21 protein-coding genes are annotated in these 22908 nt (G+C 69.1%); 4 read left to right on the forward strand and 17 right to left on the reverse strand.

Annotated features, from left to right (window positions below):
- Positions 1 to 18: 18 nt before the first annotated feature.
- The 5 genes from ACSFA5_RS22835 to ACSFA5_RS22855 are packed head-to-tail and all read right to left on the reverse strand — an operon-like array spanning position 19 to position 5207.
- On the reverse strand, positions 19 to 2145 hold the full coding sequence (locus tag ACSFA5_RS22835; protein ID WP_435446316.1) for a TonB-dependent siderophore receptor: 2127 nt from the start codon (positions 2143 to 2145) through the stop codon (positions 19 to 21).
- A gap of 5 nt (positions 2146 to 2150) precedes the next feature.
- Positions 2151 to 3089 (reverse strand): thiamine phosphate synthase, encoded by a 939-nt coding sequence (gene thiE, locus ACSFA5_RS22840; RefSeq protein WP_435446317.1) that lies wholly within the window; start codon positions 3087 to 3089, stop codon positions 2151 to 2153.
- Positions 3086 to 3895: a thiazole synthase gene (locus ACSFA5_RS22845; RefSeq protein ID WP_435446318.1), complete on the reverse strand. Its 810-nt coding sequence runs from the start codon at positions 3893 to 3895 to the stop codon at positions 3086 to 3088. Before ACSFA5_RS22845 ends, thiE begins: the two co-directional genes overlap by 4 nt.
- A 20-nt stretch (positions 3896 to 3915) precedes the next feature.
- Positions 3916 to 4119 carry a sulfur carrier protein ThiS gene (thiS, locus tag ACSFA5_RS22850; RefSeq protein ID WP_435446319.1) on the reverse strand — a complete coding sequence of 68 codons (204 nt, stop codon included), beginning with the start codon at positions 4117 to 4119 and terminating at the stop codon, positions 3916 to 3918.
- Positions 4116 to 5207 carry an FAD-dependent oxidoreductase gene (locus tag ACSFA5_RS22855; RefSeq protein WP_435446320.1) on the reverse strand — a complete coding sequence of 364 codons (1092 nt, stop codon included), beginning with the start codon at positions 5205 to 5207 and terminating at the stop codon, positions 4116 to 4118. The genes thiS and ACSFA5_RS22855 overlap by 4 nt, the downstream gene beginning before the upstream one ends.
- A gap of 185 nt (positions 5208 to 5392) precedes the next feature.
- Here ACSFA5_RS22855 and thiD point away from each other — a divergent pair, with 185 nt between their 5' ends.
- Positions 5393 to 6247 (forward strand): bifunctional hydroxymethylpyrimidine kinase/phosphomethylpyrimidine kinase, encoded by an 855-nt coding sequence (thiD, locus tag ACSFA5_RS22860; RefSeq protein WP_435446321.1) that lies wholly within the window; start codon positions 5393 to 5395, stop codon positions 6245 to 6247.
- On the opposite strand, the gene ACSFA5_RS22865 is transcribed toward thiD, so the two are convergent.
- The gene (locus ACSFA5_RS22865; protein WP_435446322.1) at positions 6186 to 7526 is read right to left on the reverse strand and encodes a purine-cytosine permease family protein; all 1341 of its coding nucleotides are present in this window, start codon (positions 7524 to 7526) and stop codon (positions 6186 to 6188) included. The genes thiD and ACSFA5_RS22865 overlap by 62 nt on opposite strands.
- Before the next feature lie 366 nt (positions 7527 to 7892).
- On the opposite strand from ACSFA5_RS22865, the gene ACSFA5_RS22870 reads away from it, so the two are divergent.
- Positions 7893 to 9803: an adenylate/guanylate cyclase domain-containing protein gene (locus tag ACSFA5_RS22870; RefSeq protein ID WP_435446323.1), complete on the forward strand. Its 1911-nt coding sequence runs from the start codon at positions 7893 to 7895 to the stop codon at positions 9801 to 9803.
- On the opposite strand, the gene ACSFA5_RS22875 is transcribed toward ACSFA5_RS22870, so the two are convergent.
- Genes ACSFA5_RS22875 through ACSFA5_RS22885 form a run of 3 tightly spaced genes read right to left on the reverse strand, consistent with a single transcriptional unit; the run spans position 9792 to position 13011 of the window.
- Positions 9792 to 10766, reverse strand: coding sequence for a PDR/VanB family oxidoreductase (locus tag ACSFA5_RS22875; protein WP_435446324.1), 975 nt, complete (start codon positions 10764 to 10766; stop codon positions 9792 to 9794). The two genes, ACSFA5_RS22870 and ACSFA5_RS22875, sit on opposite strands and share 12 nt — an antisense overlap.
- Positions 10763 to 12004, reverse strand: coding sequence for a Rieske 2Fe-2S domain-containing protein (locus tag ACSFA5_RS22880; protein WP_435446325.1), 1242 nt, complete (start codon positions 12002 to 12004; stop codon positions 10763 to 10765). Before ACSFA5_RS22880 ends, ACSFA5_RS22875 begins: the two co-directional genes overlap by 4 nt.
- Positions 12001 to 13011, reverse strand: a complete 1011-nt coding sequence (locus ACSFA5_RS22885; protein ID WP_435446326.1) for a Bug family tripartite tricarboxylate transporter substrate binding protein — start codon at positions 13009 to 13011, stop codon at positions 12001 to 12003. Before ACSFA5_RS22885 ends, ACSFA5_RS22880 begins: the two co-directional genes overlap by 4 nt.
- Positions 13012 to 13095: 84 nt before the next feature.
- Here ACSFA5_RS22885 and ACSFA5_RS22890 point away from each other — a divergent pair, with 84 nt between their 5' ends.
- Positions 13096 to 14037, forward strand: coding sequence for a LysR family transcriptional regulator (locus ACSFA5_RS22890; RefSeq protein WP_435446327.1), 942 nt, complete (start codon positions 13096 to 13098; stop codon positions 14035 to 14037).
- On the opposite strand, the gene ACSFA5_RS22895 is transcribed toward ACSFA5_RS22890, so the two are convergent.
- Entirely contained in the window at positions 14024 to 14764 is a 741-nt protein-coding gene (locus ACSFA5_RS22895) for a TetR family transcriptional regulator (RefSeq protein WP_435446328.1), read from the reverse strand. The genes ACSFA5_RS22890 and ACSFA5_RS22895 overlap by 14 nt on opposite strands.
- Before the next feature lie 113 nt (positions 14765 to 14877).
- Between ACSFA5_RS22895 and ACSFA5_RS22900 the strand changes: the two genes are divergently transcribed.
- Entirely contained in the window at positions 14878 to 16191 is a 1314-nt protein-coding gene (locus tag ACSFA5_RS22900; protein WP_435446329.1) for an aspartate aminotransferase family protein, read from the forward strand.
- A 6-nt stretch (positions 16192 to 16197) separates the two neighbouring features.
- Here ACSFA5_RS22900 and ACSFA5_RS22905 read toward each other — a convergent pair whose 3' ends face one another.
- The 7 genes from ACSFA5_RS22905 to ACSFA5_RS22935 are packed head-to-tail and all read right to left on the reverse strand — an operon-like array spanning position 16198 to position 22758.
- Complete coding sequence (locus ACSFA5_RS22905) at positions 16198 to 17280, reverse strand: NAD(P)/FAD-dependent oxidoreductase (RefSeq protein ID WP_435446330.1); 1083 nt, start codon at positions 17278 to 17280, stop codon at positions 16198 to 16200.
- Complete coding sequence (gene fdxA, locus ACSFA5_RS22910; RefSeq protein WP_007839295.1) at positions 17238 to 17567, reverse strand: ferredoxin FdxA; 330 nt, start codon at positions 17565 to 17567, stop codon at positions 17238 to 17240. The genes ACSFA5_RS22905 and fdxA overlap by 43 nt, the downstream gene beginning before the upstream one ends.
- A gap of 43 nt (positions 17568 to 17610) precedes the next feature.
- Complete coding sequence (locus tag ACSFA5_RS22915; RefSeq protein ID WP_435446331.1) at positions 17611 to 18948, reverse strand: sulfate adenylyltransferase subunit 1; 1338 nt, start codon at positions 18946 to 18948, stop codon at positions 17611 to 17613.
- Complete coding sequence (gene cysD, locus ACSFA5_RS22920; protein ID WP_435446332.1) at positions 18948 to 19901, reverse strand: sulfate adenylyltransferase subunit CysD; 954 nt, start codon at positions 19899 to 19901, stop codon at positions 18948 to 18950. The genes ACSFA5_RS22915 and cysD overlap by 1 nt, the downstream gene beginning before the upstream one ends.
- Positions 19902 to 19941: 40 nt before the next feature.
- The gene (locus tag ACSFA5_RS22925; protein WP_435446333.1) at positions 19942 to 20574 is read right to left on the reverse strand and encodes a phosphoadenosine phosphosulfate reductase domain-containing protein; all 633 of its coding nucleotides are present in this window, start codon (positions 20572 to 20574) and stop codon (positions 19942 to 19944) included.
- A 13-nt stretch (positions 20575 to 20587) separates the two neighbouring features.
- On the reverse strand, positions 20588 to 20983 hold the full coding sequence (locus tag ACSFA5_RS22930; protein WP_435446334.1) for a DUF934 domain-containing protein: 396 nt from the start codon (positions 20981 to 20983) through the stop codon (positions 20588 to 20590).
- Positions 20980 to 22758: a nitrite/sulfite reductase gene (locus ACSFA5_RS22935; RefSeq protein ID WP_435446335.1), complete on the reverse strand. Its 1779-nt coding sequence runs from the start codon at positions 22756 to 22758 to the stop codon at positions 20980 to 20982. The genes ACSFA5_RS22930 and ACSFA5_RS22935 overlap by 4 nt, the downstream gene beginning before the upstream one ends.
- Between the last annotated feature and the right edge of the window lie 150 nt (positions 22759 to 22908).

Raw genomic sequence — 22908 nt, forward strand, 5'->3', positions numbered from 1 at the left:
TTGCGAGCCTCGCGGGGTTCAAAGCGCCACGGTCAACCCCAGGCGCAGCGTGCGCGGTGCGCCTGGGAACAGGTAGACGTGGCTGAACTGGTACGGCGATTCCTTCCAGTAGCGGCGGTCGAACAGGTTGTCCACGGCCAGCGTCCACGTCGTGTTCACGCCGCGCAGCCGGGTGTCGTAGCGCAGCACCGCATCGACGCGCGTCCATGAAGGCAGCGTGACCGAGCCGTCGGGCAGCACGTTGCGCCGTCCTTCGTACGACAGCTGCCCCGCAACCTCCAGGCCCGGCACTGCCGCCACGCGGTAGGCAGCTTGAGCGCGCAGCACCTGCTTGGGCACGTTGGTCGGCGACTGGCCGTTGAGCGCCGGGTTCGCCGTGCTGTCGCGGCGCTTCGCATCGATCAGCGTCACGCTGCCGCCGAGTCGCCACGGCCCCTGCATCCATTGCGCGCCGGCCTCCAGGCCGCGATGCACCGCACGCCCGTCGTTGCGCACGTCGCAGAAGGGGCCGCACTGGTCGATGTTGGTCATCGGGCGCGAGATGTCGAAGTACGCCAGCTGCCAGTTGAAGGCGTCGGTGCCGCCCTTCAGCCCCAGTTCCCATTGTCGCGAGCGCAGCGCGGGCAAGGCCTGCCCCGCGTTGCCGTACTGGTCGGCCCGGTTCGGCACCACCTGCGACTCCACGCCCTGGCCCCAGCTTGCGTAGCCCAGCAGCCCCGGCTGCACGGTGTAGCTGGCGGCCAGCCACGGCGTGGTCACGCCTTGCCTGTAGCCCGTCGTGTTCGAGCCGTCGTTGCCGATGCTGCTGCGGTCGAGCCGCGTGTGCCGCACGCCGAGCCAGGTGGTGAAGCGGTCGTTCCAGCGGATCGCGTCCTGCACCGACAGCTCGGTCGAGCGCTCGTCGCGGTTGGTCTGCGGCGTGGTGGCGTCCGGGTTCGCCGGCACGATGGCCGTGCCCCAGATGTTGCCGGTGCCCGCGTAGTTGTAGGCCTGGTTGCCGAACCGGTTGCGCACGCGGCTTTGCAGCAGCCCGAAACCCAGCTCGTGCTTCACACTGCCGGTCGCCACGTTGCCCTTGAGGTTCAGGCTGCCCGCGGTTTGCGTGCGGCGCTCGTTGTCGCTGCGAAAGTCGTACACGTCGAAGGTGCCGTCGGCGCAGTAGCGGTCGTAGTTGCCTTCGGCGCTGCAACCGAAGGCGTAGGCCAGCCGGTCGTCGCTCTTCAGGCGCTGCTGGCCGATCTGCGCGCTCCAGCGCCAGTCGGCGTTCAGCGCCTGGCTGAAGCGCACCGTGCCCGTCAGCGCCTTGAACACCGAGGGCTGCGACCACGGCTGGTTGTTCAGGTTGATGCGCGGGTCCACCGGCGCGGGCAGCACGTTGCCCAGCAGGCTGTAGCCGTTCTGGCTCGGCTGCGTCTTGCGGCTTTGCTCGACCTCGAACTCCAGCACCGAGTCGCGCGTGATGCGCCAGTCGGCCGCGAGCGAGAACAGGTTGCGGTTGCCGTCCAGGTTGTGCGTGAGCGGCTTGAGGTTTTCGCTCGCCACGTTGAGCCGGTAGCCGAACTCGCGGTTCTCGCCGAAGCGCCCGCCGAGGTCGACGGCGCCCAGCACGCTGCCGCGGCTCGTGGTCTCGATGCGCACCGTGCGCAGGTCCTGTTCGGTCGGCCGCTTCACGACGTAGTTGACCAGTCCGCCCGGCGCGCTGGTGCCGGCCTGGATGCCGCTGGTGCCGCGCAGGATTTCCACGCGCTCCTTGTTGTCCAGCGGAATCGAGGTTTCCGCGCTGATCGGCAGGCCCTCGCGCCGGTAGTTGAAACGGTTGTCCAGCACGAAGCCGCGCACCGTGAGGTAGTCCCAGTAGCCGGCGGCGTTGTAGGCGTCGGTGACCGAGGCGTCGAACTGCGTGAGGTCGGCGAGCCGGCGTGCGCCGCTGTCGCGCAACTGCTTGCTGTCGACCACGGTGGCCGAGATCGGCAGCTCGCGCAGCGGCACGTCGCCGAAGCCGCTGATGTCGGCCTGCGGCGCGGCGGCCGCGTCGTTGACGGTGACTTCACGCAGCGCGGCCTGTTGCGCATGAGCGCTCCAGGCGGTGACGAGAAGAGCGGCGGCAATGGCGCACGAAAGGGGGGAGAGTGTGTGTTGTTTCATCGGGTTCAGTGGCGTGCCGCTTCGGCACGCATTGCCGCCATCCATTGCGCGGCCGTGGCCTCGGGGTCTTGCGCCGCGACCAGCGCGCGCACCACGGCGACGGAGCCGACGCCGGTGGCCAGCACCTCGGGCAGCCGCACGGCGTCGATGCCGCCGATGCCCACCTGCGGGTAGCCGCGCAGCAGGCGCGCGTAGGCGGCCAGCCGGGCGACGCCCTGCGGCGCAGTCGCCATTTTCTTGAGCGTGGTCGGGTACACCGCGCCCATCGCGATGTAGCTCGGGCTCACCCGGTCGGCGCGCACCATCTCCGCATAGCCGTGCGTGCTGACGCCCAGCCGCAGGCCGCTGGCGCGCAACTGCGCCAGCTCGTCGGGCGTGAGCGCGTCGAGGTCTTCCTGGCCGAGGTGAATGCCGTACGCGCCGGCCGCGATGGCGACTTGCCAGTGGTCGTTGATGAAGAGCAGGGCGCCCGTGCCTTGCACCGCATCGACGGCGGCCTGCGCTTCTCGCTCGACGGCCGCCGCATCGTCGGACTTGAAGCGCAGTTGCACCGTCGGCACGCCGGCGCGCGCCATGCGGCCGACCCACTGCGCATCGGGCAGCACGGCGTAGAGGCCGAGGCGTTCGGGGCAGGGCGGAAACGCATCGGCGCGCGCGGCCGGCGGAAACGTCCGCAGGCCGAAGTCTTCCGGCGCGTCGGGCCAGAGCGCGGCGTCGAAGTTGCCCCGGCGCTGCGTCTGCGCGCGCCAGGCCAGGGCCAGGCATTCGGCATCGATCTCGATGAAGCCGAGCGCCGTGCAGCCCTGCTTGGCACCGCGATAAATCGGGTCGTCCGACGAGAAGACCGGCGCGCTGACCGGCGCCGACGTGATGGCGCCGAAGCGCAGGCCGTGGGTCGCGACGATGGCTTGCGCCATGGCGCGGGGGTCGAGGGCGGTGCTCATGGCGCGTGGTGCCAGAAGGGGGTGCCGAGCACGGGCGTGCTGGACTGCGCGGCGTCCTGCGCTGCCATGGCGCCGGCGCGGTACGCCGTTCGCCCGGCCTGCACCGCATCGGCGAAGGCGCCGGCCATTGCCACCGGGTCCTGCGCCAATGCGACAGCCGTGTTGAGCAGCACGCCGTCGTAGCCCCACTCCATCACCTGGCACGCATGCGACGGCAGGCCCAGGCCGGCGTCGACCAGCATCGGTACCTTGAGCCGGTCGCGCAGCACCTGCAGCGCGTAGGGGTTGACGGGCCCGCGGCCGGTGCCGATGGGCGCGGCCCAGGGCATCACGGCCTGGCAGCCGATGTCGACCAGCCGCTGGCACAGCACCAGGTCTTCGGTGCAATACGGCAGCACCTTGAAGCCGTCGCGAATCAGCTGCGAGGCGGCATCGACCAGGTTCAGCGTGTCGGGCTGCAGCGTGTAGTCGTCGCCGATGAGCTCCAGCTTGATCCACGGTGTGTCGAACAGCTCGCGCGCCATCTGCGCGGTGGCGACCACCTCCTGCACGCTGTGGCAGCCGGCGGTGTTGGGCAGCACCGGCACGGCGAGCTCGCGCAGCAGTGCCCAGAAGCCGTTGCCGGTGTCGTTGCCGCCGGAGCCCTGGTGAGCGGTCTGGCGGCGCAGCGATGCGGTGAGCATCGCGGGCTTCGCGCGCTTCACCGCCGCTTCGAGCAGGTCGGGCGAGGGGTAGCGCGCGGTGCCGAGCAGCAGGCGGCTCTGGAAGGTTTCGCCGTAGAGAACCAGCGGGTCGTTCAGGGTCATGGTCGTCGTCTCCATCTTTTTCAGCCGCCCGTCACGGGGCGGATCACTTCGATGCGGTCGTCGGGCCGCAGCGCGCGCGCCGCGTAGGCCGAGCGCGGCACGAACTCGCGGTTCACGGCCACCGCGAAAGGCGGCGTGGCGTTCGACGCGGCGAGCGCGTCGGTCAGCAGGGCGTTGTCGGGCAGCGCGAAGGGCTGGTCGTTGATCAGAATGTTCATCGTCATGTGTCCGGGGTCTCCATGCCGAAGTCCTGCGCGAGGGCGGAACGCCCGGTCGTAAGCAGTTCCATCGCCACGTCGAGCAAGGCGGGCGCGATCATGAAACCGTGGCGGTACAACCCGTTGATCTGCATCGCGCGGGGTTGCGGCCGGCGCACGGCGGGCAGGTTGTCGGGCAGCGTCGGGCGGCATTGCGTGGCGATCTCCACGATGCGCGCTTCCGCAAAGCCGCTGTGCACCGCGTAGGCGGCGCTCAGCAGTTCGAGCGTGGAGCGCACGCTGGCGGGCGACATGTCGTCCGACTCGATCTCGGTCGCGCCGATCACGAACAGGTGGTCGGGTTTGGGCGCGATGTAGAGCGGATAGCGCGGGTGCACGAGGCGGGTGGGGCGCCGCAGGCTCACTTCGGGCGCATGCACGCGGATCACCTCGCCGCGCACGCCGCGCAGCGCGTTCCACTGGGGCTTGGCGCCGAGGCCGCGGCAGTCGACGACCCAGTCGGGCTGGCCGGCCGTGCCCGGCGCGAAGTCCGAAGGTGCGCGCGGCGATTGCCAGTGCAGCGACACGCGAGGGTCGGCCTGCAGGGTGGCGAGCAGCGCGGCCAGCAAGGCGCGGTTGTCGAGCTGGCCTTCGCCCGGCAGGAACAGGCCCTGCGCGAAACGCGGGCCCAGCGAAGGCTCCAGCGCGGCGATGGCGGGGCCGTCGAGCGTGCGCATCGGCGCGAGCTCGGGCACCTGGGTGCCGGTGTTCGCGAGCACGCGCGCCAGCCGCGCGGCTTCGGCGGCGTCCTGACGGTGCCAGAGCACGAGCGTGCCTTCGCGCTGGAAGAACACGGGCTGCGCCAGCGACGCGAGCAGTTCGGGCCAGCGCGACAGCGCATGCTGGCCCATGCGCACGACCGGCACTGGTGCGACAGCCGATTCGGCCAGCGGCGCGAGCATGGCGGCCGCCACGCGCGCCGCCGCGCCTTCGGCTTCGGGGCTGCCGGCCTCGAACAGGTCGACCTTGCAGCCGGCCTGCGCAAGCGTGACGGCCAGCAGCCGGCCCATGAGGCCGGCGCCGAGGATGGCGGCCGATTGAAAGGGAAGGCTCATGGTCTTGCTCTGCGGTTGTTGCTCCCTCTCCCTTTGGGGAGAGGGCTGGGGTGAGGGCCAGCGGCGATGGCCAACGCCGGATGCTTGCGAAGGCCCATGCCCTCACCCCAACCCTCTCCCCAAGGGGAGAGGGAGCAAGGCAGCCGCGGCGCTGGACAAAGCGCACGTCGCCGATAATTTTCGACATGACCCAAGCACCCACCCAGCGCTACGCACGCGTGCTCTCCATCGCCGGCTCCGACAGCGGCGGCGGCGCCGGCATCCAGGCCGACCTGAAGACCTTCGCGGCCCTCGGCTGCTACGGCATGACCGCCATCACCGCGCTCACCGCGCAGAACACGCTGGGCGTGTCGGGCATCCACGGTGTGCCGCCCGAGTTCCTGAAAGCGCAGATCCAGGCCGTGGTGGAAGACATCGGCGTCGATGCCGTCAAGCTCGGCATGCTGCACGCCCCCGAAGTGGTCGAGGTGGTGGCCTGGGCCATCGACCGCTACCAGCTGAAGAACGTGGTGCTCGACCCCGTGATGGTCGCCACCAGCGGCGACCGCCTGATCGCGGCCGAGACGGTGCAGGTGCTGGTGCGCGAGCTGTTCCCGCGCGCGCTGGTCGTCACGCCCAACCTCGACGAAGCGGCCCTGTTGATCGGCCATGCCATCGACGGCATAGACGCGCTCGACGCCGCGGCCGACGAGCTGCTGGCGCTCGGCGCGAAGGCCGTGTTGCTCAAGGGAGGCCACCTGCCCGGCGACGACGTGGTCGACGTGCTGCTGCAAGCCGGTGGCCAAAGAAAGCGCCTGGCCTCGAAGCGCATCGCCAGCCGCAACCTGCACGGCACGGGCTGCACGCTGTCGTCCGCCATTGCCGCGCACCTGGCACTGGGCGCGACGCTGCCCGATGCGGTCGAGCAGGCGCGCGCCTACATCCTCGGCGCCATGGCGGCCGGCGCGGGCGTGAAGGTCGGTGCCGGTCATGGCCCGCTCAACCACGGTTTCGCGCCAGTGCCGATGCACCGCCTGCCGTTGCAGGCCTCGGCCGGCTGAGGCAGGCGAGCGCGAAGGTCGCGGCCAGCGTCGGCAGGGCCGAGCCGAACTGCGGCGCCCACTTGGCGAGCGCGTGGTACGCCGCGATGCCCGCGATCCAGATCAGCGCCGCAATCACATCGACCTTGCGCCCGCTTGCCAGCGACACCGAACGGCCGCTGCCCATGCGCCCGATGATCACGCCGTACAGCGGCACGAACACCGAGCTCAGCAGCAGCAGGAAGGGCTCCAGCGTGTGCATCGGCAGCACCAGCGCCAGTGCGATGCACAGCGCGGCCAGCAGCAGGCCCCAGCGCTTCACGCTCCAGCGCGGCAGCATGCTGTGCGTGGAGACCGAGCCCGAATACACGTCGCCGTACGCGTTGTCGAGCTCGTCGATCAGGATCAGGCCCAGCGCCACCAGCCCGCCCTGCGCCAGCAGCAGCGCCATCACGAGTTCGGTGCCCGGCTCGGCCACGCTCACCACCATCACGCCCAGCGCATAGCACCAGACATTGGCCAGCGCATAGCCGATCCATGTGCCGCTGAAGGCGCTGCTCAAGCCTCCCGCGCTGCGCTTGCCGTGGCGCGCGTAGTCGGCCACCAGCGGCAGCCACGACACCGGCATGGCAATGACCAGATCCAGCGCGCCGAACAGCCCCAAGCTGCCGTCGCCGGGCCGCGCCCAGAAGGCGTCCAGCCCCTTGGCCTGCAGCCGGGTGGCGAACTGCCAGCTGAGCCACAGCAGCGACAGCACCACCAGCGGCAGGCCGAAGCGGCTCACGAAGCGGCGCACCAGCTTCACCATCGAGCCCGCGAGCAGCGCCAACAGCACCGCGCCCCACAGCAGCGTGGTCAGCACGCCGCCCCACGCCGTGCCCAGCGCGGGGCCGAAGGCCGCCTGTCCGATGGCCTGGGTGCCCTCGCGCATGATGACCAGCTCGAAGGTGGTCCAGCCCACCAGTTGCACAATGTTCAGCAGCACCGGCAGCCGCGCGAAGGTGCTGCCGTAGGTGGCGTGCATCAGGCCGGCGCTGGCCAGTCCGCTCTCGCAGCCCAGCCGCGCGGTCCAGGCCAGCAGGCCGGCGCCCAGGCACGAGCCCAGCACGATGGCCAAGGCCGCGTCGCGCGTGCCCACGGCCGGCACCAGGTAGGCGCCGATCTGCATCACCAGCAGGCCCACGCCCAGGCTGAACCACAGCGAGGCGTGGTCGTGCCAGCCGAACACGCGTTGCGACGCGGGCAGCGGCGTGAGCGCCTCGTTGGCGGGGAAGGATCCGATGTGGTTGTCTTGTGCCATCCGTTTGCTCCAGTGCAAAAGGTTTGGCAGGTGGGCGAGGCTCCAGCGGCTCGGCCGTCGCGCGAGACAACGCGACAGGCCGCCGGACCAGCTTCCCTGCGCGAGGATTACCTCAGTCAGGTTCAAAGGGACTCTCTCAGTCAGCCCCGGAACGCGTTCCGGCTCGACACCCCTAGCAATGCACCGCGGCGAACTGCGGTGCGGGCCGGATTTTATCCCCTGCCGCAAATCACCCTCGGGAACGCGCCGTGCCTCGCCGAAGTGGGGCCAGAATGGCGCCCACCTTCGGCCGAGGGAGCCACCGGCTGCCCGCAGGCGTCGAAAAAGAACAGGGAGCGGATGCAGGAGCGAGACAGGGGAACTGCCATGGCAGACGATTTGGGTCGTCCGGACGAAAGGGCGGCATCGCCGCCTGCGCGCATGCGGCGCTTCAGGGTCGACGTGGGCACCATCATCTGCCTGGTCGCGTTGGTGCAGTCGCTGCTGCTGGTGGCCTTCGGCTACTGGGGCGCGCAGCGGCTGGTGGCGCGCGTCGGCGAATCGGCGCACAAGGTCAACCACGACCGCGTCGAAGACAACGTGCTCGCCTTTCTGGGCAAGACCGAGGCGCTGGTGCGTGCCCTCGGCCACACGCCCGGCCTGCACCCCGCGGGCCAGGACGGCGAGCAGACGGCCGAGCTGCTGTGGGCCGCGCTGGAGCAATCGCCCGAGCTGGACAGCATCGGCGTCGTGAGCGACGACGGGCACCAGATGATGGCCGAGCGCTATCCCGTCTCCGCGGTGTGGCAGGTGCTGCGCGACGCGGCCTTCGGCACCGAGACCTGGGCGTTCAAGGCACCGCCCGACGCGGTGGGCGACGGCGACCCGCGCGAGCGCTACGCCACCACGCGCATCGAGGCCTTCCGCAGCAACCACGACCCCGCGCGCAGCGAATGGGTGGTGCAGGCCCTGGCGGTGCGGCGCGCGCTGTGGACCGCCCCCTTCGTGGACGCCGAGAGCGGCGAACTCAACATCACCTACGCGTTGCCCAGCCTGCGGCGCGACGACGAGGGCCGTGTGCAGGCGCTGGTGCTTGGAGCCGATGTGTCGCTGGGCCACCTGTCGCGCCTAATGCGCGTGTTCGGCGGCACGGGCCACGGCGACAGCGCCTTGCTGAGCGCCGACGACCATGTGCTCGCGCGCAGCGACCACCCCGACCCGGTGCGGCGGCTGGCGCTGCCCGACAGCGGCGTGCTGGGCGCTCTGCATGCGCACATCCTGGCCGACGGCACGGTGGCCGGCACCGACGACTCGGCCTTTTCGTTCGTGCACGAAGGCGAGCGCTACATGGCGCAGACCTCGCGCATCGCGCCCACGGGCTGGCTGCTGGTGAGCTGGGAGCATGAAGACGTGCTGCTCGGCGGCCTGCAGCGCGCCGTGGCGCTGGCCCTGCTGCTGACGCTGAGCTTCCTGGCGGTGGCGCTGTTCATCGCGCTGCGGCTGTCCAAGCTGGTGACGATGCCCATCGAGAACCTCGCGCGCGTGGCGCGCCGCATCGGACGACTGGAGCTGGACAACCTGCCGCTCGAATCGAGCCGAGTGCTGGAGATCCAGCACCTGAACCAGGCGCTGGACGAATCGGCGCGCAGCCTCAAGGCCTTCAGCAAGTTCGTGCCGGTGGACGTCGTCAAGCAGCTCATCGCCGAGGGGCATGCGCTCGCGCCCAGCGGCTCGCCGCGCCGCATCACCGCGATGTTCACCGACGTGGAGGGCTTCACCTCCATCTCGGAGTCGCTGGATGCCGACGTGCTCGTGAAGCAGCTGACCGAGTACTTCAACCTGGCGGCGCGCATCTTCGCGCGGCACGGCGGCGTGGTCGACAAGTTCATGGGCGACGGCATCATGGTGCTGTGGGGCGCGCCGTCGGACCTGGAAGACGCGGAATACCGCGCCTGCACGGCCGCCCTGGAACTGCATGCCGAGATGAACGAACTGAATGCCCGGTGGCGCACCCGAGGCATGCGCGAGTTCCGCACCCGCATCGGCATTCACACCGGCATGGCGATCGCGGGCGTGCTGGGTTCGAGCGACCGGCTGTCGTACACGGCCGTGGGCGACGTGATCAACGTGGCGAGCCGCATCGAGGGCGCCAACAAGGACATGGGCACGCGCACGCTCATTTCGCAGGCGACCTTCGAGGGGCTCGGCGGGCGGCTCGCAACGCGGCGCATCGAGGAGCTGGCCGAACTGCGCGGCCGGCAAACGCGCATGGTGCTCTACGAGCTGCTAGAGATCTAGCACCAGCCGCGCTGAGCGGGCCCGCGAGCAGCAGGGCAGGAACTGGTCGTTGGCGGCCTGTTCCGCAGGGGTGAGGTAGAGGTCGTTGTGCACGATGTGGCCTGCCAGCACGCGCGTGAGGCAGGTGCCGCACACGCCCTGCGCGCACGACACCGGAATGCCGATGCCTTCGGCCGCGAGCGCGTCCACCACGCTGAGCGATTCGGGCACGCGCACCACGCGGCCCGAGCTGCGCAGTTCGACCTCGAAGCTGCCTTGGCCATCGGCCGATGGCGCGGCGCCCGAGAAGTACTCGAAGTGCACTTGCCCTTCTGCCCATTGCAGGCTGCGCGCGGTCGTGCGCACCGCGTCGAGAAACCCTTGCGGGCCGCACACATAGAGGTGCTTGCCGAGGGCCGACTGGCCGATGGTCGCGGCCAGGTCCAGCTGCTGCAGCGGTGGTCCGTCGTCATGGTGGAAGAGCACCCGGCGCGCGAATGCGCTGTCTTGCAGCCGCCGCCTGTAGGGTGCGCGCGCAGCCGTTCGGCTGCAGCAGTGCAGCGCGAAGTCTGCCCCCAGTGCGGCCAGCCGCTGCGCCATCGACAGCAGCGGCGTCACGCCGATGCCGCCCGCCAGCAGCAGGCTGTGTGCAGCGCGCTCGTCCAGCGGAAAGTGGTTGCGCGGCGCGCTGATTTGCAGCACGGCACCTTCATGGACGGTGTCGTGCATCGCCTGTGAGCCGCCGCGCGAGCCGGCGTCGCGCAGCACGCCGATCTCGTAGTGGTCGTCCTGCGCGGATGCGCTGCACAGCGAGTACGGCCGCACCAGGCCGCCGGGCAGCGTTACCTCGATGTGCGCGCCCGGTGCAAAGGCCGGCAGGCGCTGTCCGTCGGCGGCGACCAGGCGAAAGCCCGCCACGCCTTCGGCCTCGACGGTCTTGCGCGCCACGCGAACCGCGATGCCTGCGTCCGTCGCGCCGCTCATTCGCGCACGAGAAAGTTGCCGGCCTCGAAGCGCACCGGTGCCGCCGCGGGGTCGAAGCTCACGCCGGCCGGGTCGCGGCCCTCGCGCACCGCGTCGAGCTGACGCTGCAGCAGCCGGCGCAGCATCACGATGCCGCGGTCCGACGTGGCCAGGTGTTCTTCCGAATGCGCGGTGATCGCGCCCTGGCTCACCTGCGCCTCGTAGTCGCCCGGAAAGGCGCGGTGCTCGGCCTCGCTCAGGTCTTCCCACAGCTTGCCGTTCAGCCGCGAGCGCACGCGGGCCAGGTCGCCCGGGGTCTTCACGCGGCCCACGGTGTAGATGCGAAAGCTGTGGTCGTCGATCGGCAGCACCCAGCCGATGGATTCCACCCGTCCGTAGGCGGCCACGCGCGGGTTAGGCACCACGCGCAGCGTCGGCAGCACGGGGCCGGCCACGCGCCGGAAGGTGGCGCCGTCTTCCAGCGTGCGGATCGAGGTGATCGTCACGCCGGTCTCGGTGCTCTCGAAGCTCACCTCGGGCATCTGGCCCATCAGCGCCACGAACTGCGTGCCGCTGAAGCTGCCGTGCAGCACCGGCACGTGGAACGGGTCGGCCACGTTCTCGTAGTGCTGCAGCCAGTTGCACGGAATGACCTGCGGGCCGCCGCCGCCGATGCTGTTGCCGTCGGCCTCCAGGGTTTCGCCTTCGTCCATGGTCTCCAGGCAGTCGTAGCGCGGCAGCACGGGCTTCTTGTCGGCCGGGCCCAGGTAGGCCCACACCAGGCCGTACTGTTCCTGCACCGGGTACCAGGGCTGGCGCACCCGGGCGCGGCTGCGCGCGCCGCCGTCGGGCTCGCAGGGCTGGTCGACGCAGTGGCCCTGCACGTCGAACATCCAGCCGTGGTAGCAGCAGCGAATGCCTTCTTCTTCCACGCGCCCGTAGTACAGCGAAGCACCGCGGTGCGCGCAGCGCCAGTGCACCAGGCCCGCGCGGCCGCTCTTGTCGCGAAACAGGATCAGGTCTTCGCCCAGCACGCGCACCTGGCGCGGCGTGTCGCCGGCATCGGCGGCCAGGCCGATCGGGTGCCAGTAGCGGCGCAGCAACTCGCCCATGGGCGTGCCCGCGCCAACTTCGGTGAGTTCCGGCTTGTGGCTCGGCGGCTTGCGGCCGTAGGCCGTGCCGGTATCCATGACGACGGCCTGCCACTCTCCTGCGGCAGGCGTGGAGGACGAGGGGGAGGAGGGTGCGACGGCGCTCATTCGGGGGTGACTCCTGCGGCCTTGATCAGGTCCGCGACGCGGGGAAAGTCGGCCTTGTAGTTGGCCCGGAACTCGGCAGGCGTGCTGCCCAGGGGTTCAAAGCCGAAGCCGACCAGGCGCTCCTGCACGTCGGGCATCTTCGTGATGTCGCGCAACGCGCTCGACCATTCGTCGAGCACGGGCTGCGGGGTCTTGGCGGGGGCGTACATGCCGATCCAGCTGTCGAGGTCGAAGCCGGCAAAGCCCTGCTCGGTGAAGGTCGGCACGTCGGGCATCGAGCGCACGCGCTTGCGCCCGGTGATGCCCAGCACCTTGATCTTGCCGGCCTGCGCCAGTGCGCGCGCGGTCGACGGGTTGGCCCAGGCCACGCCCAGCGATTCGCCGAACATGTCGTTGTGCGCCGCGGCTTCCGCCTTGTAGGGCACGTGGACCAGGTCGATGCCCGTCTGGCGCGCCAGCAGCTCGCCGAACAGGTGCGCGTTGGAGCCGTTGCCCCAGGTGCCGTAGGACACGCCGGGGTGGGCCTTGGCGTAGGCCACGAACTCGCGCACGTTCGAGAACGGCGCCGCGGCGCGCGCAATCAGCATCGGCCCGCCCGTGGCCAGCTGCGACAGCGGCTCGAAGTCCTTCACCGGGTCGTAGGGCAACCGGGGCTGAAGCACCACGTTGTTGATGTGCGTGAGCGGCAGCGTGAGCAGCACCGTGTAGCCGTCGGGCGCGGCCTTGGCGACCATGTCGGCGGCGATGGTGCCGCTGGCGCCCGGCCTGGCCTCGACGATCACCGGCTGGCTCCAGCGTGTCTTGAGCTTCTCTGCATAGATGCGCGCAATGACGTCCATCGGCCCGCCGGGCGAGCCGAAGGGAACGATGCGCACCACGCGGCTCGGAAAGCGCGGGGCCTGCGCAAAGGCGGAGCCGGCCGCCAGCGTGGCAAGCCCGGCACCGAGGATGCCGAGCGTGCGGCGGCGCGTGGGCCCCCCGCGCGGCGAGGGTCTGAACCGATTCATCGTGTCTCCAGTCGTGTTGTACTTGTGCGCTGGACGATACGGACAGCCCGCCCCGCGGGCAATTCGAAGCTTTGGATATGAGATATGGCCCTACGTGATATCCGCAGCCTCGACGTCGGCATGCTGCGGACCTTCGATGCGCTGATGCGCGAACGCAGCGTGTCGCGCGCGGCGACCCGGCTCTTCCTGAGCCAGCCGGCGGTGAGCGCCTCGCTCAACCGGCTGCGCGACACCTTCGGCGACCCCCTGTTCACCCGCACCGCGCACGGCGTGGAACCCACGGCGCGCGCGCAGGCGCTGGCCGGCCAGGTGGAGCGCGTGCTGGCCGACCTGTCGGCCATGCTGGAGCCGGGCGAGGGCTTCGACCCGGCGGCATCACAACGCATCTTTCGCATTTCGGGCGGGGACTACGCCAGCCACCTGCTGCTGCCCACGCTCGCCAACGAGCTGGTGGCGTGCGGTTCTCTCGTGCGCATCTACTGGGAGACCAGCTCCTTCCTGACGCTGACCGAGCGCCTGCGCAAGGGCGACTTCGACATCGCCGTGCTGCCGCGCCTGGAGCCGCCGAGCGACTGCGAATCTGCGCTGCTGTACGAAGACCGCTATGTGGTCGCGGTGCGGCGAGGCCATCCGGCACTGGGCGCCGAAGCGACGCTCGACGCCTTCTGCGGTGCGCCGCACGTCTTCCTGGGGTATGGCAGCTCGGCGCTGGACGACCTCATCGACCAGGTGCTGGCGCGCATGGGGCGCACGCGCACCATGAGCGTAGCCATGACCAGCTTCGGCCAGATCGTCGACCTGCTGGCGCACACCGACCATGTCGCCGTGATGCCGCTGCGCGTGGCCGACCGCTTCCGCGATGTGCTCGCGGTGCACCCGTTGCCGTTCGATCTGCAGGGCTACCGCTCGGTCGTGTGCTGGAACCGGCGCTCCAATTCCGATGCCGGCGTGCTGTGGCTGAAAGACGCGCTGCTGCGCATCGGGCGCGGCAACGAGGCTGACGCAACGCCCCTCAGCCCGGCCTGACCCTCCGCGCGAACGCCTCCAGCCCGTCGACGGTGATCTGGATGTGCCGCTCGAAGCTGCCTTCCAGCGGCACGGTGGTGCCGTTGTCCCAGCGCAGGATGAAGGCCTTGTTGGCCATCAGCGGCAGGTTGCGCGTGAGCACCGGATGGTCGAGCGGGCGAATGGTGTGCACCCGCTCGCGCAGCTCTTCGGCCCAGGCCTGGGTGTTGTCGGCGGGCAGGGGCGAGAACTCCATCGTCAGGAAGCCCAGCATCGCCGCGATCACGCAGTTGTAGGCCTCCAGCAGCGCCTCGCCTTCGAAGCCGGCTTCGGTCAGTGCCGCCAGCACGCCTTCGACCAGCTCGATCGGCAGGCTGCCGTTCGACACCAGCTGGGCGCCCAGCAGCTGCGCCACGTTGGGGTGCAGGCGCACGGCGGCGCGGCTGCGGCGGAACAGCTCGGCGATCCACGCCTGCCAGGCCAGCTTGCCCGGCGGCGGCGCCACCTGCGCCATGACGGCGGCGGCCACCTCGGCCAGCAGCGCTTCGCGCGTGCTCACGTGCCAGTGCACGGTGGCCGGGTACACGCCCAGCCGCGCCGCCAGTTCGCGCATGCTGAAGGCGCCCAGGCCGAACTCGTCGATCTGTTCGAGCGCGGCTTCGGCGATGCGCTGTTTCGTCAGGGCCGCGCCGCCGAGGGGGCGGCCGGCCGTCTTGGGCGAGGCTTTCTTCTTTGTCTGTGTCGGCATTGGCCGCTATTGTGCGGCAGTGCAATTGGCTGTATAAATAATATTAATTGAGCAGTGATCAATAAAAATAAGAGTCAGTGACCTGCGCCACATCACCCGGAGAACATTTCGCCATGACGCATTCCGCCATCGACCAGGCCATCGACCAGGCTGTCAGCCAAGCCCACCGACGCTTCGTCGACGGTAACCCGGCCAGCCGCCGCCAGTTCGACGAACAGGCGCGCTACATGCCGGGCGCCAACAGCCGCTCGGTGCTGTTCTACGCCCCGTTCCCGCTGACCATCGCAAAGGGAGAGGGCGCCGCGCTGTGGGACGCCGACGGCCACCGCTATGCCGACTTCATCGCCGAGTACACGGCCGGCGTCTACGGCCACTCCGCCCCCGAGATTCGCGACGCGGTCATCGAGGCGATGAAGAGCGGCATCAACCTCACGGGCCACAACCTGCTCGAAGGCCGGCTGGCCCAGCTCATTTGCCAGCGCTTCCCGCAGGTCGAGCAGTTGCGCTTCACCAACTCGGGCACCGAGGCGAACCTGATGGCGCTCACCGCGGCGCTGCACTTCACGGGCCGCCGCAAGATCGTGGTGTTCTCGGGCGGCTACCACGGCGGTGTGCTGGGTTTCGGCGTCAAACCGCTGCCGACGACGGTGCCGTTCGACTTCCTGGTGTTGCCCTACAACGACGCGCAGGCGGCGCGCGAGCAGATCGAGAAACACGGCGCCGACGTGGCCGCCGTGCTGGTCGAGCCGATGCAGGGCGCGAGCGGCTGCATTCCGGGCCGGCTCGACTTCCTGCAGGCCCTGCGCGAATCGGCCACGCGCGTGGGCGCCTTGCTGATATTCGACGAGGTGATGACGTCGCGCCTTGCGCCGCACGGGCTGGCCAACCAGCTGGGCATCCGCTCGGACCTGACCACGCTGGGCAAGTACATCGGCGGCGGCATGTCCTTCGGCGCGTTCGGCGGCCGGGCCGACGTGATGGCGCTGTTCGACCCGCGCACCGGGCCGTTGTCGCACTCGGGCACCTTCAACAACAACGTGATGACGATGGCGGCGGGCTACGCGGGGCTCACCAAGCTGTTCCCGCCCGAGGCGGCCGGCGCACTTGCCGCGCGCGGCGAGGCGATGCGCGCGCGGCTCAACGCACTGTGCGAGAAGGAGGGCATTGCGCTGCAGTTCACCGGCCTGGGTTCGCTGATGAATGCGCATTTCGTGAAGGGCGAGGTGGTGCGCAGCGAAGACCTGGCCGGTGTCGACGGGCGGCTGCGCCAGCTGCTGTTCTTCCACCTGCTGGCCCAGGGCATCTATGCCTCGCCGCGCGGGTTCGTCGTGCTGTCGCTGCCGGTGGCGGATGCGGACATCGACCGCTTCGTCGCCGCCATCGGCAGCTTCATCGGCGCGTACGGGGCGCTGCTGCCCCGCGCCTGATTCGGCTCAGCTGCGCTTGGCCACGCCCAGCAGCTCGTGCAGGCGCGTGCTGGTGGTCGTGTACTGCAGCGGCACGGCCTTGCCCGGAAAAACAATGGCCGTGGCGCCCCAGGCGGCCAGCGTGGCTTCGTGGAAGCCGCAGACGATGAGCTTCTTCTTGCCCGGGTAGGTGTTGATGTCGCCGACCGCGAACACACCGCGTTCGCGCGTCTCGTACTTTTCGGTGTCGACGGGCACCTGCTTGCGCTCCAGTTCCAGGCCCCAGTCGGCGATGGGCCCCAGGCGCGGCGAAATGCCCAGGCAGGCGACCAGCGCGTCCAGCGGCACGTCGAGCGTGCTGGCGTCGGGCGTGGTGATCTGCAGTTGCTTGCCGTCGAAGGCGGTGGGCTGGCCGACGTGGAAGGCCAGCTTGCCTGAGGCCACGAGGGCGCGCATGGCGGCTATGTTCGCCTCGTCGGCCTGGAAGCCGTCGCGGCGGTGCACCAGCGTGACCTGCTTCGCGATGGCCGCGAGCGCAACGGCGGTTTCCAGCGCGATGTCGTCGCCGCCATTCACCACCACGGTCTGCCCCGCGAAGCGGTCCAGCGATTCGGGGTGATAGAAAAGCGAGGTGCCCTCGAATTGCGCGATGCCGTCGATGGCCATGCGCCTGGGCACGAAGGCGCCCACGCCCGCCGCGATGAACACGGTTTTCGCCAGGAAGGCCGTGCCGGCCGAGGTCGTCAGCAGCAGCCGCTGGTCGGCTTGCCGCTCCAGCGTGGCGACCTGCTCGCCGAAGTGAAACTGCGGCTTGAACGGCGCCACCTGCGCGAGCAGCGACTGCGCCAAGTCGCGCCCGCTGGTCAGGGGCGTGCCGGGAATGTCGTAGATCGGCTTGTCGCCATACAGCGCCACGCACTGGCCGCCCGCGGCGGGCAGTGCATCGACGATGTGGCAGGAAATTTCAAGCAGGCCCAGCTGAAAGGCCTGGAACAGCCCGACAGGGCCGGCACCGACGATCAGGGCGTCGGTTTCGATGGCGGCAACGGCAGGGGCGGTGGGCTGGTTCAGCGCACCAGCTCCCCGACCTTGTCCGTCTTGTCTTTCCATTCTTCGGCATCAGGCAGCGCGGGCTTGCGCTTGGTGATGCTCTTCCAGCCGTCGGCCAAGGCCAGCTCGGCGTTGATCTTGATGAAGGCGATCTGGTTGGCCGGCAGGTCTTCTTCGGCGTAGATCGCGTTGACCGGGCATTCGGGAATGCAGACCGCGCAGTCGATGCACTCGTCCGGGTCGATCACCAGCATGTTGGGACCTTCGCGGAAGCAGTCGACGGGGCAAACGTCCACGCAGTCGGTGTATTTGCAGCGGATGCAGGCTTCGGAGACGACGTGGGTCATTTGTTTTTTGACGTCAGAAAGTGATCGGGGAAAACCCGAGATTTTAGGCCTTCGCGGCGGCGGGCTGCACAAGCACGGCCGCAGCGGTCTTGTGGGAGGCCGTATCGACCAGCACCAGCGACCCCAGCGCACGCGATTGCAAGAAGGGCAGCACCGCCAGCGGCTGCTGCAGCGCCAGCACCACGTCGCCGATGGCATTGGCTTCCAGTTGCGTGGCCGGCTCCGATTCGAGCGTGGTGATGTTCACCCGGTCGACGATGCGCGCCACCTTGGCCTTGACCCAGCGATGGCCCTGCAGCGCCCAGTACACGCGGCCCGCGACCAGCGGTTCGTCGTCCAGCCAGGCCACGGTGGCGGTGATTTCGCGCACCGGCTCGAAGGCCTCGGGCGCCAGCAGCCAGTCGCCGCGCGACACGTCGACCTCGCGGTCCAGCACGATGCCCGCGCTGTGACCCGCATGCACCGCCTGCGGCTGGCGCGTGTGGTTCAGCACCTGGGCCACGGTGGCGGTCTGGTTGCTCGGCAGCACGGTCACGCGCTGGCCGGGTTCCACATGGCCCGAGGCCACGCGGCCCCAGAACACGCGGCGGCCCTGCGAGGTGTCGGCGGACGCAGAAAACTTTTCGACCCACTGCACCGGGAACGCGAAGGGCACGGCCTCGTCCTGCACCGTGACCGGCAGCTCTTCGAGCAGCTCGAGCAGGCTGGGCCCTTCGTAGCCGACCCAGTCGGCATGGCGCGTGGCCACGTTCCAGCCCTTCAGGGCCGAGATCGGCACGATGGCCGCCACCTGCACGCCGGCCGCTTCGGCAAAGGCGTTCAGCGCGGTCGAGATGCGTTCGAAGGCCAGGCCGGCGTCCGCAATGGCGTCGAGCTTGTTCACCGCGAACACGATCGACTGCACGCGCAGCAGGTTGCACAGCAGCGTGTGGCGGCGCGTCTGCGGCAGCAGTTCACGCGAGACCACGGTGCCGTCTTCCACTTCCGCGGCCCAGGCCAGCTTGGTCGCGTCGACCAGCACCACGGCGGCGTCGGCGGCCGAGGCGGCCGTGACCATGTTGCGGGTGTACTGCTCATGGCCCGGCGCGTCGCCGATGATGAACTTGCGCTTCGCGGTCGAGAAGTAGCGGTAGGCCACGTCGATGGTGATGCCCTGTTCGCGCTCGGCCGACAGGCCGTCCGTCAGCAGCGCCAGGTCGGTTTCGCCGCCGCGCTGCACGCCGGCCAGCTGGTCTTGCAGCACGGTCTTGCTGTCCACCAGCAGGCGGCCGATGAGCGTGCTCTTGCCGTCGTCGACCGAGCCGCAGGTGATGAAGCGCAGGGCGGTGCCGGTGTCGCCGTGGATGGCGGCTTCGTTGGTGGTGGCTGTCGTCGTGCTCATCAGAAATACCCGTCTTTCTTGCGCTTCTCCATCGAAGCTTCCGAAGTCATGTCGTCCATGCGCGTGGCCCCGCGCTCGCTCACGTCGACCGTGAGCGTCTCCAGCACCACGTCGCCGGCATCGGCCGCCAGGCTCTCGACCGGGCAGGTGGTCGTGATGTCGCCCACGGTGCGAAAGCGCACGTCGCGCACCTGCACCGTTTCGCCGTCGCGCGGCGGGGTCAGTTCGGTCACCGGCACCAGCAGGCCGCGGCGCTCGACCACTTCGCGCTTGTGCGTGTAGTAGATCGACGGCAGGCCGACGTGCTCGCGCTCGATGTACTGCCACACGTCGAGCTCGGTCCAGTTCGAGATGGGGAACACGCGAAAGTGCTCGCCCGGGGCCAGGCGCGTGTTGAACAGCGTCCACAGCTCGGGGCGCTGGTCCTTGGGCTGCCATTGGCCGAAGCTGTCGCGGTGCGAAAAGATGCGCTCCTTGGCGCGCGCCTTTTCCTCGTCGCGGCGGGCGCCGCCGATGAGCGCGTCGAAGCGGAACTCTTCAATCGCTTCGAGCAGCGTCACCGACTGGTGCGCATTGCGCGACTCGCCCGGGTGGGCCAGGCGCACGGTGCCGCGCTTCATCGAGTCTTCCACGTTGCGCACGATGAGTTCGGCACCCAGTTCCCTGGCGCGCTGGTCGCGATAGGCCGTGACTTCGGGGAAGTTGTGCCCCGTGTCGATCATCAGCAGCGGGTAGGGAATGCGGCCCGCGCCGAACGCCTTTTCCGCGCACTTCAGCAGCACCAGCGAGTCCTTGCCGCCCGAGAACAGCAGGGTGGGGCGCTCGAAGGCGGCCGCCACTTCGCGCAGGATGAAGATGGTTTCTTCCTCCAGCGCATCGAGGTGCGTGTCGGACAGGCGCGCGGGAGAGTGCATGGAGGGCTGCAGCAGTTCGGTTTCGGTACGGGCGTTCATCAAAGGGGGCTCAATGCGGAGAGTCGGTGAGGCGTGGCGCTCAGTGCGCGAGGTGCAATCCGCACTCGCGGTTGTCTTCGCCCTTGGTCGGGTCCACGTAGTCGAAGTTGTTGGGCAGGCCATGCGCCTCGCAGTAGGCGTACAGCTCCTTGGACGACCAATGCAGCAGCGGCGCGACCTTGATCAGGCCATCGGGGTTGACCGACACCGGGTCCATCTGCGCGCGCACCGCCGTGTCGGTGGCCCGAAGCGCGGTGAACCAGACCTTCGGTGCCGTTTCGCGCAATGCGCGGGCAAAGGGCTCCAGCTTCACTTCTTGCGTGAACGCGGCGTGGCGCGGATCGTCGAGCGCGGGCGTGGTGCCCTCCACCGCTTCGCGGTGCGCGCGCGAGCGGCGCGGCAGGTAGATGTGCAGGTCCAGGCCCAACTGCTTCGTCACCTCGTCGGCAAAGCGGTAGGTGGCTTCGGTGTTGTAGCCGTTGTCCATCCAGATCACCGGCACGTCCCGCTTGGCGCGCGTGACCATGTGCAGGATCACGGCCTCGAACGGGCGGAAGTTGGTGGTGATGATCGCGGGCTGGCCCAGGCCGACGGCCCAGTCCACCAGGCCCTCGGCGTTGCGGCCGAGTTCGGTGTTGATGCGTGCAAAGTCGATGTCCGTGGCGATGCTCATGTCGAAAACTTTCTCAGTTGCCGGCCACGAAGTGCGGCGCGGTCTTCACCGCATCGCCCTGGTAGAAGGCAGAGAAGCGGTCGAACTGGCGCTGCGCGTCGGAGGCGTCCACGCCTTCCTTCAGCACGGCGCTGGAGAAGCCGGTGCGTTCCATCTGCACCAGCTGGTCGATCAGCACATCGCCCGTGGCACGGATGTCGCCCGTGAAGCCCAGGCGGCGGCGCAGCAAAAAGGCCTGGCTGTAGGCGCGGCCGTCGGTGAACTTCGGAAAGTTCAGGTCGATGCGCTCGATGTCCGACAGGCAGGCCTCGATGGCGAACGGGTCGGCATCGTTGGCGAGCTGCAGCACCTTGGGGTCGCCGTCGTCGATGTGGTCTTCGGCCGAGAGGATATTGAGCGTCTTGTTCATGCTGCTTCCTCCACCTTGAAACGCGCACCGTTGGCCGCGGCCTTGAACGGGTCGGGCCCCACGCGCCGCAGCGTGTCGATGAAGGTCTCGCCCGACACACGGGTGTCGCGGTAGGTGGTGAGCACGGCCTCGATCACGCCGGGCACTTCGGCCGCCGAGAACGAGGGGCCCACGGCCTTGCCGGCCACCGGCGCGCCGCTGAGCGCGGAGCCGTCGGAGCCGCCCAGCGACACCTGGTACCACTCCTTGCCGTCCTTGTCGACGCCGAGGATGCCGATGTGGCCGCTGTGGTGGTGGCCGCACGAATTGATGCAGCCGCTGATGTGCAGGTCGATCTCGCCCAAGTCGTCGAGCTCGTCCAGGTCCTGGTAGCGCTCGGTGATGGCTTCGGCGATGGGAATGGAGCGTGCATTGGCCAGCGCGCAGAAATCGCCGCCGGGGCAGGCGATCATGTCGGTCAGCAGGTGCACGTTGGCGCTGGCCAGGCCGGCGGCGCGGGCGGCGAGCCACAGCGCATGCAGGTCTTCGGCATGCACCCAGGGCAGCACCACGTTCTGGTCGTGCGTCACGCGGGCTTCGCTGGCAGAGAAGCGGTCGGCCAGTTGCGCGAGCGTGTCGAGCTGGTCGGCATCCGCGTCGCCGGGGGCCTGCTTCAGGCGTTTGAACGACAGCGTGACGGCGCGCAGCGCGGGGTTCTTGTGCGGCGCCACGTTGCGCGCGAGCCAGCGTGCGAACTGAACGTCGTCGGCGGCGCGGGCGCGCAGCTCGGCATCGGTTTTTTCGGCGCTTTGCAGCACGCGGGTGGCCAGCGTCGGCGGCACGAAGGAAGCGGCCACGCGGTCGTACTCTGCCTGCGTGATGGTGTGCGGCGCCCCGTCGACTTCCAGAATCTGCTTGTACTCGGCGTCCACGTCGTCGATGTAGCGCTGGCCTTCGGCCTTCACCAGAATCTTGATGCGCGCCTTGTAGATGTTGTCGCGGCGGCCGTAGCGGTTGTAGACACGAATCACCGCTTCGAGGTAATTCATGATCTGCTGCCACGGCAGGAACTCGCGCAGCACCGTGCCGATGATGGGCGTGCGGCCCATGCCGCCGCCCACCTGCACACGAAAGCCGACTTCACCGGCCTCGTTCTTGACCACGTGCAGACCCACGTCGTGCCAGCCGGTGGCCGCGCGGTCTTCGGTGGCGCCGGTGATGGCGATCTTGAACTTGCGCGGCAAAAAGGCGAACTCGGGGTGCAGCGTGCTCCACTGGCGCATGATTTCCGCGAACGGGCGCGGATCGGCAATTTCGTCCACGGCGATGCCGGCGCGCTCGTCGCTGGTGATGTTGCGAATGCAATTGCCGCTGGTCTGGATGCCGTGCATGTCGACCGACGCCAGCAGGTCCATCACGTCGGCCGACCTGGCCAGCGGAATCCAGTTGTACTGGACGTTCTGGCGCGTCGAGAAGTGGGCGTAGTGGGTGGGGAGCTTGTGGCTGCCCATGCCGCCCTGGATTTCGAGCGCCTTCTTGTAGACCTCGGCTTCCGGCTCGTCGTATTCGCGGGCAATGCGCGCCAGCACACGAATCTGGCGGCTCGAGAGCTCGCCGTAGGGCACTGCCACGCGCAGCATGGGCGCGTAGCGCTGGACGTACCAGCCGTTTTGCAGCCGAAGCGGGCGGAACTCGTCTTCATGGAGGCGGCCCTTTTGCCAGCGCTCGAGCTGGTCTCGGAACTGGGCGGCTCGTTGATGAACGAACTGGCGATCGAATTCTGTGTATTGGTACATCGTGCGTGCGTGTGTCTTGAGGAAGTGCGGTGCCGAACGTGAAACGGGGCGCCCCAGCAAGAAGCCGAGATTCTGAAAGCTCGCCTTATGGAAACAAACTATTTTTTGGTTCGCGCTTTATGCGGATAAGCTTATTCACCAGTGTCCATG

Source organism: Variovorax monticola (genome assembly GCF_051216855.1).
Lineage (GTDB): Bacteria > Pseudomonadota > Gammaproteobacteria > Burkholderiales > Burkholderiaceae_C > Variovorax.